The sequence below is a fragment of the Mycobacterium sp. 48b genome (assembly GCF_048282725.1).
Lineage (GTDB): Bacteria > Actinomycetota > Actinomycetes > Mycobacteriales > Mycobacteriaceae > Mycobacterium.
Map to the genome: position 1 here is coordinate 1,472,585 of NZ_JBLVUL010000001.1, position 16,625 is coordinate 1,489,209.

Here is a 16,625-nt window from a genome sequence, read left to right on the forward strand (position 1 = left end):
GATTAGTGGTCCCTTCCTTCTTGTTCCTGCGAGCGGGATGCCTGCGCCTGTTCGATGGCTTCGACGATGGCTGCCGGGGTGGCGGGCAACGTGGTCAGGGTGACGCCGAGCGGGGCCAACGCGTCGTTGACGGCGTTGATGACCGCGGGCGTCGAGCCGATCGCGCCGCCCTCGCCCGCACCCTTGTAGCCGCCGACGCCGGGGCCGGGGATCTCGACGTGGCCGTACTCGATCGTCGGGACCTCGGTCGCGGTGGGCAGCAGATAGTCGACAAACGTTGAGGACAACGGGTTCCCGGCGTCGTCATAGGAGAGTTTCTCCAACAGGGCGCCGCCGATGCCCTGGACGGTGCCGCCGGCGATCTGGCCCTCGACCACGTTGGGGTTGATCATCGGGCCGACGTCCTCGCTGACGATGTAGCGGGTGAGGGTGACGTGACCGGTGACGATGTCGATCTCACAGGTGCAGGCATGGGTGGCGTTGGCCCAGTGGATCGGGGCGGTCGGCGGTGCGGTGTAGCGGGCGGTGGCCTCCAGCGATGCCGACGTGCCGGGCGGCAGCATCTGCGGCTCGTAGTGGGCGCGGAACGCCAGATCGGCGAAGCTGACGCTCTTTTCGGGATCGCTGCGTACGACGGCTTTGGACCCGCCGAGCTCGATCTCGGACTCCTCGACCCCGAGCCGGGCCGCGGCCATCGCGACAAGCTGGTTGCGCAGGATGGTGCCGGCCTCGTTGACCGCACCCGCCGTCATCGGCGCGCTGCGGCTGCCCTGGGTGCCCGCACCGTACGGCGTCACCGCGGTATCGCCCTGGATGGTGGCGACATCGTTGATGTCGGCGCCCAGAGCGTCGGCGGTGAGCTGAATGACGGTGGTTTCCAGGCTGTTTCCGGTGGAGCCGCCGTTGACGTACACGTTGATCTTGCCGGTCGGCTCCATCCGGATCGTGCAGCCCTCGCTGGCCAGGTGGCCGGTGGCCGCGCCGGTCGGCTCGATGTAGGCGGAGAAGCCGAGTCCGAGGTAGCGGCCCTGGGCCAGCGCCTCGGCCTGCTCCTTGCGGAAGCCCTCGTGGTCGAGGATCTTGACCGCCTGCTCGAACGTCTCGATGGGGGCGACGTGGTCATACGGCATGCCGTTGGGGTTGAAGTACGGCATCTCGTCGCGGCGGAGCAGATTCTTGCGCCGCAGTTCGACGGGATCCATGCCCATCTTGCGAGCGGCGATGTCGAGAAGTATTTCGCGGGTGAGGGTTTCGTACTGCCACGGCCCGCGATAGGCATGCAGGCCCGCGGTGTTGGAGAACACCGTCTTGTAGTTGAAGCTTGCCTTGGGCACCCGGTACGGACCGGGGAAGAACATCCCGATGGCCGCGGTGGTCAGCACCGGATACGGGGTCGGGTACGAGCCCACGTCCTGGATGAAGTCGATGTCGGCGGCCAGGATGGCGCCGTCGTCGTCGAACGCCATGCGCACGTCGCCGTCGACGTGGCGGGACTGCCCCGCCGACATCAGGTTCTCGCGGCGGTCCTCGATCCACTTCAGCGAGGTCGCCACTTTGCGGGCGGCCAGCATGATGCACATGTCCTCGCGCATCGGGACGACCTTCTGGCCGAACCCACCGCCGGTGTCGCGCATGATGACCCGCACATGCTGGGCCGGGATGCCGAGCAGGCGGGCCGCGAATGCCCGTAGCTCGTGGGGGGTCTGGGTGGAGGCCCAGATGGTCAGCTCCCCGGAGGTGGCAGACCACTCGGTGACCATGCCGCGCGTCTCGATCGGCACCGGGACATGCATCTGCTGGTAGATGTGTTCCTTCACCACATGCGCGGCAGAGCCGAAGACCTCTTCGTCGGGCGGCATGCCGGCCATACCCCCGGCATTGTTGTCGGCGAAGGCCTCGTGGACGGATATCTCGGAGGTCAGCGCCTGGCGGAAGTCGGCGATCGCGGGCAGCGGCTCGTAGTCGACGTCGACCAGGTCGGCCGCGTCTTCGGCGATGTAGCGGTTCTCGGCGATGACCAGGGCCACCGGATCGCCGACGAACTTCACCTCGCCCTCGGCCAGTGGTGGCCGAGGGGTGTCGGGGACGTCCTTGCCCGCGACGGCATGCCAGGCCTCCTTGACCTCGGGGTTGAGGTCGGCGGCCGTGAGCACCGCGTGCACTCCGGGCAGCGCCCGGGCTGCGGCGGCATCGACAGTGGTGAACGTCGCGCGTGCGTAGGGGCTGCGGACGAAGCAGGCGTGCAACATGCCGGGCCGCGTGATGTCGTCGACGTATGTGCCGCGTCCGGTGAGCAGGCGGGTGTCCTCGACCCGCTCGACCCGTCTGCCGGCGTAGCGGGTTGCGACGGTCTCCGGTACGGCTGACGCCATGGGATCGCTCCAATCCGTCCGTTTGGTGTTGCGCGTAAGTAGGTGGCCACCAGGGCTGCCGATGCCACCTCAAGAGTGCGATTATCGTACATCGGAAGTCGATATGTCTGAAGATGAGAGCGGCATTTCCGCATGAAGATGGGGGTAGTCGGTCGGTAGCTCGCTGCCGCTCCACCCCGGGCTGGTTGTCGTGCGACCAGTCGGCCTGATGCCCGCCCCTCTAGACTTGAGCGTCGACTGAGGGGATTTATGGAATCGGCGACGACATCTGAACGACGCCCAGCGACACTCCGATTGGTACAAACCGCACTTCACGGCCCGCGCCTGACATTCGATCAGTTCCGCGCCGAAGGCCGCATCAGGGAGATCGACGGCCTGCGGGCGGTGGCGATCCTCTTCGTCATTGCCGGCCATATGCGCGATCCCATGTGGGGCAACGTGCCGGGTACGGGTGTGCCGATCTTCTTCGTCAACAGCGGCTTTCTCATAACTCTCCTGCTCCTTCGGGAACACAGTGAGCGTGCGCGCATCGACTGGGAGAGCTTCTACGTCCGCCGCGCCTTCCGCCTGCTCCCCGTCTACTTCTTCGCCCTCTTCTTGTTCAGCGGGCTCGTAGTGGCCGGATTGGCGGAGAACCCCGGCAATTGGTGGCAGCGGTTTGTGTACTTTCTGACCTTCCAAAACGAGTTTGCGTCCGGGGCGACATTCGGCCACACCTGGACCCTTGCGGTACAGGAGAAGTTCTATCTGGCGTGGCCGCTCGTCGCCTTCGCTCTCATCGCTCCGGTTTTCGAACGTGCTCGGCTCTGGTTCGCCGTCGGCCTCGCGGCGGTGATGACAGCAGCGTGGGTTGTCTGGCCCTCGAACTATTCGGTTGTATTCATCCCGCTGATCCTGGGCTGCATTCTTGCCCTGCTGATGTTCAAGGCGACGTCGTATCGCCTGGTCACCCAGTTTGCGAGACCCGGCGTGTTCCTGGTCATCCTCGTCGGCGCGATCTTGGTGAAGGCTCTGGTCGACGTCCCAGGAATTGTGGACGTGCCGTTCTCTTACGCGGTGGTGCTTCTGATGCCGGGCCTTGTCGTCGGTCCGCGCTGGGTCAGCAGAATTCTTCGCTCCCGGCCGCTCGTCGCGCTTGGGACATGGGCTTACTCGATGTATCTCCTGCATCCCCTGGCCCGGTCGGCAGTCGATATCGCGATCACGCCCGGCCAATTTTCGATCCCACTCGAGATCCTGCGATACACCCTTGTGGTGGCAGGCACCGCCGCATTCAGTTTTGTCACCTACCGCTGGATCGAGAAGCCGTGCATCGGCATCGGTGCGCGGTTCACGAACCGGCGCGCGGCAGAACGGTCCCTGCAAAAGCGCGAGAATGTCATGGTGACGCGGTGACACGCACTCTTGCCGGCCTGCTGGTGTTGTCCGTCATGGTCTGTGCTCCGGTGCCCGCGGCGTCCGCCCGGCCGGCGGCCGAGGCCGGGCTGGTCGACGTGCGCTCGGTCGTCCCTGACGCGCTGATCGACCTGAGGTACGCGACCAGCGACAACTTCGTCGGCCGGCAGCTCTACCCGCCGGGGGCACCGTGTCTGGTGCACGAGTCGATGGCCCCCGGGCTGGCGGCCGCGGCAGCCGCGCTGCGCCCGCAGGCGCTGGTGTTCTGGGACTGCTATCGGCCGCACGAGGTACAGGTCAAGATGTTCGAGGTGGTGTCGAACCCGAACTGGGTGGCCCGGCCGTCCGCGTACGCGCGTAGCCACGAGGCGGGCCGCTCGGTGGACGTGACGATCGCCGGGGCGGACATGGGCACCGGGTTCGACGACTTCACCCCGCGCAGCCTGGCCTACGCCACCGACGGGGTCAGCCCGGCCGCCCAGGCCAACCGGGCCCGGTTGCGCGAGGCCATGAAAGCCGGCGGGCTGACCGTGTACTCGGGGGAGTGGTGGCATTTCGACGGGCCGGGTGCGGCCGACCCGCGGCCCTACCTCGACGTACCGCTGGGATAGGTCCGGGCGATCTTTGCAGACGCTGTCATCCGGGTTTGGGATGTGTCAGCATGGGGAACTGAAAACGTTCAAACACGGTCCGTCAGACGTGGAGTCCATATGAACGTCGTCAAGCTCACCCAGGGTGCGGTGCTCATCGCCGCCTGCGCCATTCCGATTGCATCTGCGCCCGCCGCGTCCGCGCAGCCGTGCCCGGACGTCGAGGTGGTGTTCGCCCGCGGCACCTATGAGCCACCGGGGGTCGGCGGACCGGGACAGTCCTTCGTCGACGCGCTGCGTGCGCGGGTCGGGGAGCGGTCGGTCGAGGTGTACCCGGTGAATTACCAGGCCAGCGGAAACTTCGGTGACCGGATCGAGTTCGCCAGGACAGTCGTCGACGGCATCCGTGACGCGTCCGACCACGTCAAGGCGACGGCCAGGGACTGCCCCAAGACGAAGGTCGTGCTTGGCGGCTACTCCCAGGGCGCCGTGGTGGCCGGCTACACGACCGCCGCCACCGTGCCCACGGGCATCCCGGCTGAGTACGCGCAGTACATCCCCGAGCCCATGGCACCCGAGGTCGCCGACCACGTGGCATCGGTCGTGCTACTGGGGACACCGTCCGACGAGTTCATGCGCGATATCGGCGCACCGCAGATGGTGATCGGCCCGCGATACAAGGACAAGACCATCGAGCTGTGCGAACCCGGCGACACCATCTGTGACGGAACACCCGCCGGGGTTCCCAACTTCGCGCACACGGCGTACGTGCTCAACGGCATGCCTGGCCAGGCCGCCGATTTCACTGTGGGCCGGCTCTGAGGATGCCGAGTTGATAACGATATGAAACCTCAATGGTTGCAATGTGATCCGTGAACCCGAGGTATTTGCTGGGCGCCACTATGTTCACTGAGTGCACCGTCGAACGGCCCTCAAGATCCCGCTGGTACTGGCAGCAGCAGCGGCTCTACCTCAGGTACTCGCACCTCTTCCCGTGATCCCGCGGGCGACCGCAGCGCCCGGCCAGTGGCCGGTCGAGCGCGCGAATGCGTGGTATCAGGCGCAGGGCTGGCTGGTCGGCACGAACTTCATCACGTCGAACGCGATCAACCAGATCGAGATGTTCTCGCCTGGTACCTATGACGCGCGACGCATCGACAGCGAGCTGGGAGCGTGCCGGCTGCTCGGGTTCAACACCGTCCGGGTCTTCCTGCACGATCTGCTGTGGGCCCAGGACCGTGCCGGATTCCAAAGCAGGCTGGCCCAATTCGTCGGGATCGCGGCGCGCCAGGGCATCAAGCCGCTGTTCGTCTTCTTCGACTCGTGCTGGGATCCGCACCCTCAGGTGGGGGCGCAACGGGCCCCGACACCGGGCGTGCACAACTCGGGCTGGGTACAGAGCCCGGGAGCGCAGCGCATCGACGACCCCCGCTACCGCCCCGTGCTGCGTGACTACGTCGTCGGGGTGATGAGCCAGTTCCGCAATGACAACCGGGTCCTGGGCTGGGACCTGTGGAACGAGCCCGACAACCCCGCCAAGCAGTACCGCAAGGTCGAACGCAAGGACAAGATCGACGCCGTCGGTGGCCTGCTGCCGCAGGTGTTCGGCTGGGCGCGGTCGGTCAATCCCGTGCAGCCGTTGACCAGCGGTGTGTGGCAGGGCAGCTGGGATCGCGGCAGCCGAAGTGCGATGGACAGCTTCCAGCTCGACAACTCCGACGTCATCTCATTCCACTCCTACGCGGGCCCCGACGAATTCGAGGCCCGCATCGCCGAACTCGCTCCGCTGGGCCGGCCGATCCTGTGCACCGAGTACCTTGCCCGGGACCAGGGCAGCACGGTCGAAGGTGTGCTGCCAGTTGCCAAGCGGCACAACGTCGCTGCCTATAGCTGGGGGTTGGTGGCCGGCAAGACCCAGACCTATTTCCCGTGGGATTCGTGGGACAAGCCCTACACCAAGGTTCCGAATGTGTGGTTCAGCGACCTGTTGCAACCGGACGGGCGGCCCTATCGCGACGCCGAATATCAAACTCTGCGAAAGCTGACAACCCGGGTCTAGGCGTTTAGCCGCGGCCGATGCGGGTGACACAACGGGTTATGGATCAACGTGACGATGGGCGGCCGATACCGAAAGATGCCCGCGAAGTGACCGAAGGGCAAGAGGAGCTGCAGGACGAGTTCGACCGTCGGGGTGAGGATCCCGAGGGCCCGGGACTGCACGAGAGTCACGAGAACATCGCCGACGAGTCGTGAGTGCTAGAACGACTGCCCGTTGGCGTAGCGCTGGCGGCGGAAATGGCGGCCATTGCCACGGTTGCGGCTCTTGTACGTCGGCAGCTGCGAGTCGCAGTTCGGGCAGACCAGACGCAGGTTTTCCCGTCGGTTGTTCGTCGGGTTCCCGTCGATGTGGTCCATGATCAAGGTCAGGGACAGCCCTTGCCAGGTGCTGGTTCCGCCGCAGATCGCGCAGCAGCCGGATTGAGCTTCGGTGAGATAAAGCCGGATGTAGTTGCCTTGCTCGCCGCGGACTCGGGCTTCGCCGGACACGAGCCAGAGCTCTGTCATGGCCTCGCGGCGGGCTGCCGCCTGGCACGCGTTACCGCAGTAGACCTTCTGGCTACGTTTCGAAAGCGGTGAATCGCAAGCCCGGCACTGCCTCATGCGCAGAAGCTACGGCTTGCTACCGACAACCATCCGCCGTGGAGCCCCCGGTCAGGATTGAACTGACGGCCTACGCTTTACAAGAGCGTTGCTCTACCACTGAGCTACGGAGGCGGGTGGAACGCGCCCTAGCTTAGCGGGTCAGTCGTCGGCGTCGATAATTCGTTGCGAGGTGACCGGCCGCGGGGAGCTCCGCCGGGAAGACCGGCGCGGCAGCGGGATGCGGTCGGCGATGTTGCTGAGTGGGTTGACCACCTGGCTCAGCGTGATGACCGCGTCATGCAGCGCGTCGATGGTGGGGGCCAGGGCCTCCAGCCCGGGGGCCAGGCGATTCAGGGTGTCGGCGACATCGGCGAGCTTGAGCAGCGGGCCGTCGGGATCGGTCAGGGTGTCGAGCAGGCCGCCCTCGGCGAGCAGGCGATCGGCCACCCCGTCCTCGCGCAGCACCCGCTCGAACAGCCCGTCGTTGGCCAGCAGCTGATCGGCCAGCCCACCCGGTGCGATCACCCGGGACAGCGCGCCGTCCTCGGTGGTCAGCCGGTCCAGCAGGCCGCCCTCCATGGTGACCTGATCCACCAGCCCGCCGGGCGCCACCGCTCGGGCCACAGCCCCGTTGTCAGCCGTCAGCCGATCCAGCATGCCGCCCTCGGCGGTCAGCTGGTCGACCAGACCGCCCGGGCGCAGCAAACGGTTGATCGGGCCGTCGGGGGCCAGTGCCCGACCGAGCGGCGCGTCGTCGTCGAGAAGGCGTGCCAACCGGTTCGCGCGCTCCACGGCATCGTCGATGCCGAACAGCGAGGCCATCGATGACCTGCCGTTGAGCGGGCTGGAGTCCGAGATGCCACGCTGCACCGCGTTGAGCGTCTCGTTGGCGATGCCGAGTCCGGCGTCGGCCACGGCCAGCCCGATTCGTACGGGCGCGGTAGCAACCTGGACCAGCGTCTTGCCGAGGTTCATGGGCGTCAGTGTAGTTACCCGCGTCACAGCTAAACTCACAGGAAGTGCACAGCGTGCATGCAGGTTGAGTTCAAGAGGCACCATCAACATCAGGGAATGGCCATGCCTGCAGTTCCTGAGAGCGTCCCCGAAGCCCGAATCCTCGTCGTCGACGACGAGGCCAACATCGTCGAGCTGCTGTCCGTCAGCTTGAAGTTCCAGGGTTTCGAGGTTCACACCGCGTCCAACGGCGCGGCCGCCCTGGACAAGGCACGGGAAGTGCGGCCCGATGCGGTGATCCTCGACGTGATGATGCCGGGCATGGACGGCTTCGGGCTGCTTCGCCGGCTGCGTGCCGACGGCATCGACGCGCCCGCATTGTTCCTCACCGCGCGTGACAGCCTGCAGGACAAGATCGCCGGGCTCACGCTGGGTGGCGACGACTACGTGACCAAGCCGTTCAGCCTGGAGGAGGTCGTGGCCCGGCTGCGGGTGATCCTGCGCCGGTCCGGTCGAGGTGTCGAGGAACCGCGCAGCGCCAAGCTGTGCTTCGCCGACATCGAGCTCGACGAGGACACGCACGAGGTGTGGAAGGCGGGCGAGCCGGTCTCGCTGTCGCCGACCGAGTTCACCCTGCTGCGCTACTTCATCATCAACGCAGGCACCGTGTTGTCGAAGCCCAAGATCCTCGACCACGTGTGGCGCTACGACTTCGGCGGTGACGTCAACGTCGTCGAGTCCTATGTGTCCTACCTGCGCCGGAAGATCGACACCGGCGACAAGCGGCTGCTGCACACGCTGCGCGGTGTCGGCTACGTTTTGCGCGAGCCACGCTGACGGTCAGCCTGTCGGCGGCATACTTTTGGGGTGTTTGACCGGGTAGAGCGGCGAGGTGTGCCGCTGCGAGTGGGCTTGGTGGCCGCCGCACTGGTTCTGGTGGCGTGCGGGTTGCTCGCTTCCGGTGTCGCGGTGACCTCGATCATGCGGCACACCGAGATCAGCCGCATCGACCAGACGCTTCTCGACGCCGCGGACAGCTGGGCCCAGGAGCCGCGCCAGCTGCCTTCGACGCCCCTGGAAGGTCCGAATCCGGCACGCCCGCCGTCGAACTTCTACGTCCGCGGCGTCGATCAGGACGGCCGGACCTGGATCGCGATCAACGATCGGGAGGCAGAACCGTCGCTGCCCGACGACAATGACGTGGGTCCCGTGCCCGTGACTGTCGAATCGGTCGGCGAATCCAATGTGCAGTGGCGGGCCATGACGGTGCAGGGCCCGAACGGTGAACGCACCACGGTTGCGATCGACCTGTCCGACGTCCAATCGTCGGTGCGCGCGTTGATCTGGTCGCAGGTGGGCATCGGCACAGTCGTGCTGCTGGTACTCGGCATCGTCGGCTACGCCGTCGTGCACCGTAGCCTGCGTCCGCTCGTCGAAGTGGAACAAACCGCCGCGGCCATCGCGGCCGGCCAGTTGGACCGCCGTGTCCCCGAACGGGATCCGCGCACCGAGGTGGGACGGCTGTCCTCCGCGCTCAACGGCATGCTCGCGCAGATCCAGCGGGCGGTGGCGTCCTCGGATGCCTCCGCCGAGCAGGCACGCACCTCGGAGGAACGGATGCGCCGGTTCATCACCGACGCCAGCCACGAGCTGCGCACGCCGCTCACCACGATCCGCGGATTCGCCGAGCTGTACCGCCAGGGAGCCGCCCGCGACGTCGAGATGCTGATGGGCCGGATCGAAAGCGAGTCCCGCCGGATGGGCCTGCTGGTCGAGGACCTTCTGCTGCTGGCCCGCTTGGATGCGCAGCGGCCGCTGGATCAGCATCGGGTCGACCTGCTGACGCTGGCCACCGACGCCGTGCACGACACGCAGTCGATCGCCCCGAACCGTCGGGTTCGTATGGAGGTGTTCGACGGCCCCGGGACCCCGGAGGTGCTCGGCGACGAAGCCCGGTTGCGTCAGGTGCTGAGCAACCTGGTCGCCAACGCGGTGCAGCACACCCCCGAGACCGCCGGGGTCACGGTTCGCGTCGGTACCGACGACGACCACGCCATCATCGAGGTGTGCGACGAAGGCCCCGGCATGAGCCAGGACGACGCACGACGGGTGTTCGAACGGTTCTACCGCGCAGACACCTCACGCACCCGCGCGAGCGGCGGTACCGGACTGGGCCTTTCGATCGTGCACTCCCTGGTGCTGGCCCACGGCGGCACGGTCAAGGTCACCACCGCGCCCGGTCAGGGCTGCCGGTTCACCGTCAGCTTGCCGAGGATTGCAGATCTGCCAGCGCGGCTTTGATCTTCGCCTGTGCAGCGTCGAGGGATTCGGCCGACGGATTGTTGTCGACGTGGGCGAAGCCGAAGTCCGTCAGGTTGTAGGCCGGGAACACGTGCACATGCAGGTGCGGCACCTCGAGGCCGGCGATGATCACGCCGGCACGTTGCGCACCGAAGGCCTGGCACACGGCCTTGCCGATCAGCTGCGAGACCTCCATCACCCGGCCGAACACCGAGGGCTCGACGTCCTGCCAGTTGTCGATCTCGGCTCGGGGGACCACCAGGGTGTGGCCCTGTGTCATCGGCGCGATGGTCAGGAACGCAACGATCTCATCGTCTTCGTAGACGAATCGCCCGGGCAGTTCTCCGTTGATGATCTTGGTGAAGACGGATGCCATGGTGACGAGCATAGTGAGCGCCGAATGAGACGCCGATCTCGTTGCGCGGGTGAGCACCCACCAGGTTGACTAGTAGGGCTTAGTAAATCTTGCGTGAAAGGGCGAATGCCTCGTGACCGACGCCGTCAAGTGGGAAGCCGACGGTGACGACCCAGCCGTGTCGGACCGTCAACCGGGTCTCTTCGAGTGGATCGAGTTGGACGTGCTCGCCGAGAACTGGTGGGAGATCGTCGATCATCCTGAGGTTGCCGAGCGTGGTCCCCACGGGTGGACCTTCCATTCCTGCACTCCGTCGCCGCGGGGCGAGGACCGCGTGGTGCTCACCTACTACCGCCCGTTCAACCTTCCTGCCGTCCACACGCGTCGCCCGGCTACCCGGCCGGGGCGCCAGCCGTCGCGCGGTGGTCGATCCGGCCGGGGCTTCTGCGGTTAACTCTTGCCGATCAGTTCGTGCAACTCGGCCGGTGTCCACGGCGGCGTGCTGTGGTGGTCGCGGTACCCGATGAAACCCGTTGAGGGTCGGGCGAATTCGCCGATGAACCCGCCTGCGGCGATGAAGATGCGGCCGGTGACATCCTGGGCGGCATCGCTGACCAGGTAGGCGTACGTCGGGGCCACGTACTCCGGCGGTGCCGCGTCCAGCGCGCCCTGCAGGCTGACGTCGTCGAGCAGCCCGCGCCGGTTGAGTTCGGTGATGTGCCGCTCGTAATCCGATCCGGTCGACAGCCGGGTGCGGGCACCCGGGCACACCACGTTGGCCCGCACTCCGTGCTCCTTGAGCTCGGCGGCGATGGCCAGCGTCAACCCGTTGACCGCGCCCTTGCCGGCCGGGTAGCCGCTGCCGCCGTAATCGCCGAGGAAGGCGAAGGAACTGGTGTTGACGATGGCGCCGCTCCCTTGGGCCACCATCTTCGGCGCGACCGCACGGCAGGTCTCGAACACCGTGCCCAGGTGTGCGTCGAGCAGCTCGTGAAATTCGGTACTGGTGACATTCAAGATGGAGGAGCCGGCCGGTTCGGCGGTTCCGGCGCAGTTGACCAGGATGTCGACGCGGCCGAACTCGGCCACACAGGTATCGACGAGCGCGTCGGCGACGGCCGGGTCGGCCGGTGAACCGGCATGGGCCACACCGGAAATGGATTCGGCGGCAGCTGTGGCAGCCTCCAGGTCGCGACCGTTGACCACCACTCGCGCACCCTGGGCGGCCAGCAGTTCGGCTACTGCCAGGCCGATGCCGCGGGTGCCGCCGACCACGATCGCGCCGCGGCCGGCGAGCGGTGCGCCGGTCAGTTCTCTTCCTGCGCGAAGACCATGGCTTCCAGGTTCCAGTAGCCGCGCAGGTTGGTGATCAGCCCCGCGTCGTTCACCTTGTAGGTGAAGACACCACGCACGGTGGCGGTGAACCCGTTGGGAAACTTGGTGCGCAGCACCAGGATGTAGGCGATCTCGTTCGGCGAACTGGACGGGAACGTCTCCTCGCACGTGACGGTCAGCTCGTTGGGGCCGATGTTGGCGTCGTAGAACGCACCGAGGGCTTCCTTGCCGCGCACACCGGTGCCGTCGGGATTGGTGACGGCCTCACCGATCGGGTCCTCGACCAGGATGTCATCGGCCATGAGGGCCAGCCAGCCCTCGCGGTCACCGGATTGCACGCATTTCCACGACGATCGGGAGGCGCGGACGACGGGTGTCTCAGTGGTTGTCTCGGTCATGGCGCTCCTGGCGGGTGGTGGTTATACGCCGAATGCCACGCTGGCGTGACTCTCGATGGTGAGAGCCACGCTGGCGTGACATTCGACGCGAATTGTCGGTTGGTCAGCGGTCGGCATCGGTGTAGCGGATGACGCCGCGGATGTTGCGACCTTCGAGCATGTCGGCGTAGCCGTCGTTGATCTGCTCGAGCTTGTACTGCCGGGTGACCATGTCGTCGAGGTTCAACCGGCCTGCCTTGTACATGCTCAGCAGCTGCGGGATGTCGTGATGCGGGTTGCCGCCGCCGAAGATGGTGCCCTGCAGGCGCTTCTGCAGCAGCGTCAGCATCGACAGGTTCAGCTTCACGTCGTTGCTGGCCATGTTGGCGACCGCGGTGGCCACCACGGTCCCGCCCTTGGCGGTGATGTTCATGTAGTGGTCGATGTCCTCGCCCTTGAGCTCACCGACGGTGACGATCGTCTTGTGCGCCATCCGGCCCTGGGTGACCTCGGCGACCCCGGCCATCGCCGAGAAGATGTCCGGGTAGGCGTGGGTGGCGCCGAACTTGAGCGCGTTGTCCCGTTTGAACTCAACGGGATCCACCGCGAAGACGTTGCGGGCCCCGGCGGCCAGGGCGCCCTGCAGCGCGCCGGTGCCGACGCCGCCGACGCCGACGATGACGACATCGTCGCCGGGGCGGACGTCACCGCTACGCACGGCCGAGCCGTAGCCGGTGGTGACACCGCAGCCCACGAGGCAGGCCACCTCGAACGGGATCGACGGATCGATCTTCACGACCGAGCTCTTGTGCACCACCATGTACGGGCTGAACGTGCCCAGCAGTGTCATCGGGATGACGGGCTGGCCGTTCTTGACGGCGTGGATGCGATGGGTGCCGTCGGACACGGCGGTGCCGGCCAGCAGGCCCGCGCCGAGATCGCACAGGTTACGCAGACCCTCCTGGCAAGCCGGACATTCACCACAGGACGGGATGAACGACAGCACGACGTGGTCGCCGGGCTGGATGTGGTCGACGCCCGGGCCGACCTCGGTCACGATGCCGGCGCCTTCGTGGCCACCGAGCACCGGGAAACCTGCCATCGGGATGTCTCCGGTCACCAGGTGGTGGTCGGAATGGCACATGCCCGAGGCTTCCATCTGAATCTTGACCTCGTCCTTGACGGGGTCACCGATCTCGATCTCCTCGATCGTCCACGGTTGGTTGAACTCCCAGATGAGAGCGCCTTTGGTCTTCATCGCGTGTGCCTTCCACTAGAGCCGTTGACCACAGACTAGAGCCATTAGTTGCGTGGGTCACACCCACCCCCAAGCAACTGCTTGGCCGGGAACTACCAGATTTTGACGGGAGCCTCGCCGAGCGGGTAATAGCCGGGCAGCTTCTCGCCGGCCAGCGAACGCTCGATGCGCTTCTGCATGGTGGGGGTCAGGTCTCCCGACTCGATCAGCTTCAGGAACGCCTTCTGGACGTGGCCGAAGTCGAAGAAATCCCGCTGCCACTCGATGAGCAGCTGATCGTTGAGGCGGAACCAGCTACCACCGATGCCGTAGATCTCGTCCTTGCTGCCGTCGCTCTTGTTGGCGATCTGCTTCCAGAATCCGACGATCTCGTTCTGCTTCTCGTCGATCAGCACCCGCTGGTACTCGTAGACCCAGTTCTCCAGGCCCTCCATCTCCAGCCCCAGCGCAACGTCGCGGATCTCGTCGCGACCGACGCACATCACGTCTTCCTTGGGCCCGATGTTCCAGCCGTAGGTGGCATCTTCGGTGTAGAAGTCGGCCAGCGGCTTCCAGTCACCGGCCTTCTCGGCCTCCTGGTTGGCCTTCAGCCAGCGGTCGGACCATGCTTCGAGCTCGTCACGTGACGCCATTGTCATTCCTTTTCTGTGATGGATAGAGCGCGGGTGGGACACATATCGACAGCCATCTCGACGGCATCGCGGAGTTCGTCGGGTGGCTCGCGGTCGAGGATTTCGACGACGCCACGCTTGGGCACCCTGAACACGTCAGGCGCCTCCAACTCGCACATGGCATGGCCCTGGCACAGATCCTCGTCCAGTTCTACGCGGTAGCACCCCATTGGGGTCAGTCCTTCACTCGCTTGCGGTAGCGGACCATCGCCGGCCGTTCCAGCTGGACAACCATCTTGGAGTGGTCATTGCGGTAGGAATCAGCGGGCTGCGCCATCTCGAACTCGTACTCGCGCAACAGAACCGAGAAGATCGCCTTGATCTGCATCTGGGCGAACGCGGCACCCACGCAGCGGTGCCGGCCGGCGCCGAACGGGATCCAGGTCCACCGGTTGACCAGATCTTCCTGGCGCGGCTTGACGTAGCGATCGGGATCGAACGCGTCCGGGTTGGGGAAGTCTTCGGGGATCCGGTTGGAGATGGCCGGGGAGGCGGCCACCATCTGACCCTTGTGGATCGGGAAACCGGCGACCTCGAACTCGTCCTGGGCCACCCGCATCAGGATGATCAGCGGCGGATGCAGGCGCAGGGTCTCCTTGAGCGCGTTGTCGATATTCGGAATCTGGCGCAGCGCATGGAAACTCACCTCCTGGCCGTCGGCGTACAGCTCGTCGAGCTCGTTCTGCACCTTGGCGTAGAACTCCGGGTTGCGCAGCAGCTCGATCAGCGTCCAGCTCGAGGTTCCCGAGCTGGTGTGGTGCCCGGCGAACATCAGCGAGATGAACATGCCGGTGACCTCGTTGGCGGAGAAGCGCGGATTGCCCTCCTCGTCCTTGATCGATACAAGCACGTCGAGCAGGTCGCGATCGCTCTTGTCCGTCGGCGGGTTGGCGATCCGCCCGTCCATGACCTCCTGCACCAACGCCACCAGGTTGGCCCGGGCCTCGTCGCGGATCCGGAAGCTCTCGATGTCCAGGTAGGGGTCGACGTAGCAGAGCGGATCGGTGCCGCGCTCCAGCAGGTGGTAGTAGTTGGCGAACCGGGAATCGAGCTGATTGCGGAACTTCAGGCCGATCAGGCAGGCCGTCGAGGTGTAGATGGTCAGCTCGGCGAAGAACTCCAGTAGATCAATTTCCCCGCTCTCGCCCCATCCTTCGATCATTCGGCGGACCTCGTTCTCGATGGTCGCCGCGTGGCCCTTCATCTGCTCACCGCGCAGCGCGGTGTTGTGCAGCATCTCCGCCCGGCGCTCCGGGTCGGCGTCGAACACGACGCCTTCGCCGAAGATCGGGGTCATGAACGGGTAGGCCTCGGCCTGGTTGAGTTCGGCATCGCTGGAGCGGAAGAAGAACTCGTTGGCCTCGGCCCCCGACAGCATGATCACCTGCTTGTCGGCCAGCTGGAACCAGCCGGCGTCCCCGCACTCGTTGCGGATGCGCCACATCAGACCGATCGGGTCGGTGCGGAACTCCTCGAGGTGGCCGTGTTCCTCTTCGCCGCCGGAAACCCGTTGTACTTCCTTGGTTATCGTCACTGCTCCGGCATCCCTTCTTCGCCCAGGGCGAGCTTCTGGCGGTCCTTGGTATCGGCGAGCGGAGCTTCGGGCTGGAGCTCCATGTTCGCGATGAAACTGCCGCGCGGGGTCTCCGCGACGAATGTGATGGCGCGGGCCAGGTCGGAGGCCCGCATGAAGTAGTCATGGCGGGCCTGGCCCCACTTGGCCCAATCCTCTAGTGCGGGACCGATCAGCTCGGCAGGCAGGCTCCAGCCCATCGAGGTCTTGGTTGGGCCCGGATGCACGATCGACGCGCGCACGCCGGTGCCTTCCAGTTCCATCTGGTAGTTGGTCACCATCGCCACCAAGGCGGCCTTGGCCGCACCGTAGGCGCCCATGTGTGGCCGCTGCCGCAGTGCCACATCGGAACCCACGAAGATCAGGTCGCCGCGCTGCCGTTCGATCATGCCGGGCAGCACCGCGCTGGCCACCCGGTTGGCGCCGATCAGGTGGATCTGGATCTGGGACTCGAACTGCTCGGTGCTGATCGAGTCGAGCTTGCCGAAGTACGTATCGCCGGCCCCGGCGACCAGCACCTCGATATCGCCGAGCTCAGAGGTGGTCTGCTCGACGGCGGCCTTCACCGAATCCGGATCGGTGACGTCCAGATGTACCGCGATGGCTTCACCGCCGTTGGCGCGGATCTTCTCGACGATCTCCTGGAGCTTCTCCACCCGGCGGGCGCCGAGTGCGACGGGAAATCCGTTGGCCGCCAGTTTGATCGCCGTGGCCTCACCGATTCCGGATGAGGCTCCGGCAACCAGTGCCGGTCGGCGGTCGGGTAGGGGTTCGAAACGAGGCATGTAACGAGGCCTTTCA

Annotated in this window: 18 protein-coding genes and 1 tRNA gene; 7 read left to right on the forward strand and 12 right to left on the reverse strand. The window is 66.0% G+C overall.

The window, feature by feature from the left end; all coding sequences use genetic code 11:
• Nucleotides 1-2: 2 nt before the first annotated feature.
• Nucleotides 3-2,372, reverse strand: a complete 2,370-nt coding sequence (locus tag ACNQR1_RS06755) for a xanthine dehydrogenase family protein molybdopterin-binding subunit (RefSeq protein ID WP_418044947.1) — start codon at nt 2,370-2,372, stop codon at nt 3-5.
• A gap of 249 nt (nt 2,373-2,621) precedes the next feature.
• Between ACNQR1_RS06755 and ACNQR1_RS06760 the strand changes: the two genes are divergently transcribed.
• The 4 genes from ACNQR1_RS06760 to ACNQR1_RS06775 all read left to right on the forward strand — a co-directional run bounded on the left by ACNQR1_RS06760 (nt 2,622) and on the right by ACNQR1_RS06775 (nt 6,416).
• Nucleotides 2,622-3,767 carry an acyltransferase family protein gene (locus ACNQR1_RS06760; protein ID WP_418044949.1) on the forward strand — a complete coding sequence of 382 codons (1,146 nt, stop codon included), beginning with the start codon at nt 2,622-2,624 and terminating at the stop codon, nt 3,765-3,767.
• 35 nt (nt 3,768-3,802) lie between these two features.
• Complete coding sequence (locus ACNQR1_RS06765) at nt 3,803-4,378, forward strand: M15 family metallopeptidase (RefSeq protein WP_418050300.1); 576 nt, start codon at nt 3,803-3,805, stop codon at nt 4,376-4,378.
• Between the two features lie 99 nt (nt 4,379-4,477).
• The gene (locus ACNQR1_RS06770) at nt 4,478-5,179 is read left to right on the forward strand and encodes a cutinase family protein (protein WP_418044951.1); all 702 of its coding nucleotides are present in this window, start codon (nt 4,478-4,480) and stop codon (nt 5,177-5,179) included.
• A gap of 91 nt (nt 5,180-5,270) precedes the next feature.
• The gene (locus tag ACNQR1_RS06775) at nt 5,271-6,416 is read left to right on the forward strand and encodes a 1,4-beta-xylanase (RefSeq protein ID WP_418044953.1); all 1,146 of its coding nucleotides are present in this window, start codon (nt 5,271-5,273) and stop codon (nt 6,414-6,416) included.
• Between the two features lie 197 nt (nt 6,417-6,613).
• On the opposite strand, the gene ACNQR1_RS06780 is transcribed toward ACNQR1_RS06775, so the two are convergent.
• The 3 genes from ACNQR1_RS06780 to ACNQR1_RS06790 all read right to left on the reverse strand — a co-directional run bounded on the left by ACNQR1_RS06780 (nt 6,614) and on the right by ACNQR1_RS06790 (nt 7,975).
• Entirely contained in the window at nt 6,614-7,018 is a 405-nt protein-coding gene (locus ACNQR1_RS06780) for an HNH endonuclease (RefSeq protein WP_418044955.1), read from the reverse strand.
• Nucleotides 7,019-7,057: 39 nt separating this feature from the next.
• A tRNA-Thr gene (locus ACNQR1_RS06785) sits at nt 7,058-7,132 on the reverse strand.
• A gap of 27 nt (nt 7,133-7,159) precedes the next feature.
• Nucleotides 7,160-7,975 carry a hypothetical protein gene (locus ACNQR1_RS06790; protein ID WP_418044956.1) on the reverse strand — a complete coding sequence of 272 codons (816 nt, stop codon included), beginning with the start codon at nt 7,973-7,975 and terminating at the stop codon, nt 7,160-7,162.
• Nucleotides 7,976-8,071: 96 nt separating this feature from the next.
• Here ACNQR1_RS06790 and ACNQR1_RS06795 point away from each other — a divergent pair, with 96 nt between their 5' ends.
• A complete protein-coding gene (locus ACNQR1_RS06795; RefSeq protein WP_418044958.1) occupies nt 8,072-8,791 on the forward strand; it encodes a response regulator transcription factor in 720 nt (239 codons plus the stop codon).
• Nucleotides 8,792-8,821: 30 nt separating this feature from the next.
• A complete protein-coding gene (locus ACNQR1_RS06800; RefSeq protein ID WP_418044959.1) occupies nt 8,822-10,255 on the forward strand; it encodes a sensor histidine kinase in 1,434 nt (477 codons plus the stop codon).
• Here ACNQR1_RS06800 and ACNQR1_RS06805 read toward each other — a convergent pair.
• Nucleotides 10,215-10,631 carry an HIT family protein gene (locus ACNQR1_RS06805; RefSeq protein WP_418044961.1) on the reverse strand — a complete coding sequence of 139 codons (417 nt, stop codon included), beginning with the start codon at nt 10,629-10,631 and terminating at the stop codon, nt 10,215-10,217. The genes ACNQR1_RS06800 and ACNQR1_RS06805 overlap by 41 nt on opposite strands.
• A 112-nt stretch (nt 10,632-10,743) precedes the next feature.
• Here ACNQR1_RS06805 and ACNQR1_RS06810 point away from each other — a divergent pair, with 112 nt between their 5' ends.
• Complete coding sequence (locus ACNQR1_RS06810) at nt 10,744-11,064, forward strand: hypothetical protein (protein ID WP_418044963.1); 321 nt, start codon at nt 10,744-10,746, stop codon at nt 11,062-11,064.
• Here the strand turns inward: ACNQR1_RS06810 and ACNQR1_RS06815 are convergent.
• The 7 genes from ACNQR1_RS06815 to ACNQR1_RS06845 all read right to left on the reverse strand — a co-directional run bounded on the left by ACNQR1_RS06815 (nt 11,061) and on the right by ACNQR1_RS06845 (nt 16,609).
• Complete coding sequence (locus ACNQR1_RS06815) at nt 11,061-11,888, reverse strand: SDR family NAD(P)-dependent oxidoreductase (RefSeq protein WP_418050301.1); 828 nt, start codon at nt 11,886-11,888, stop codon at nt 11,061-11,063. The genes ACNQR1_RS06810 and ACNQR1_RS06815 overlap by 4 nt on opposite strands.
• 29 nt (nt 11,889-11,917) lie before the next feature.
• On the reverse strand, nt 11,918-12,343 hold the full coding sequence (locus tag ACNQR1_RS06820) for a nuclear transport factor 2 family protein (RefSeq protein ID WP_418044965.1): 426 nt from the start codon (nt 12,341-12,343) through the stop codon (nt 11,918-11,920).
• Nucleotides 12,344-12,446: 103 nt separating this feature from the next.
• A complete protein-coding gene (locus ACNQR1_RS06825; protein WP_003879847.1) occupies nt 12,447-13,580 on the reverse strand; it encodes an NDMA-dependent alcohol dehydrogenase in 1,134 nt (377 codons plus the stop codon).
• A 92-nt stretch (nt 13,581-13,672) separates the two neighbouring features.
• Nucleotides 13,673-14,212 carry a nuclear transport factor 2 family protein gene (locus tag ACNQR1_RS06830; RefSeq protein ID WP_418044967.1) on the reverse strand — a complete coding sequence of 180 codons (540 nt, stop codon included), beginning with the start codon at nt 14,210-14,212 and terminating at the stop codon, nt 13,673-13,675.
• A 2-nt stretch (nt 14,213-14,214) separates the two neighbouring features.
• Complete coding sequence (locus tag ACNQR1_RS06835) at nt 14,215-14,421, reverse strand: ferredoxin (protein ID WP_418044968.1); 207 nt, start codon at nt 14,419-14,421, stop codon at nt 14,215-14,217.
• 5 nt (nt 14,422-14,426) lie between these two features.
• Entirely contained in the window at nt 14,427-15,779 is a 1,353-nt protein-coding gene (locus ACNQR1_RS06840; RefSeq protein ID WP_418050302.1) for a cytochrome P450, read from the reverse strand.
• 2 nt (nt 15,780-15,781) lie between these two features.
• Nucleotides 15,782-16,609: an SDR family oxidoreductase gene (locus tag ACNQR1_RS06845; RefSeq protein WP_418044970.1), complete on the reverse strand. Its 828-nt coding sequence runs from the start codon at nt 16,607-16,609 to the stop codon at nt 15,782-15,784.
• Nucleotides 16,610-16,625 lie beyond the last annotated feature (16 nt).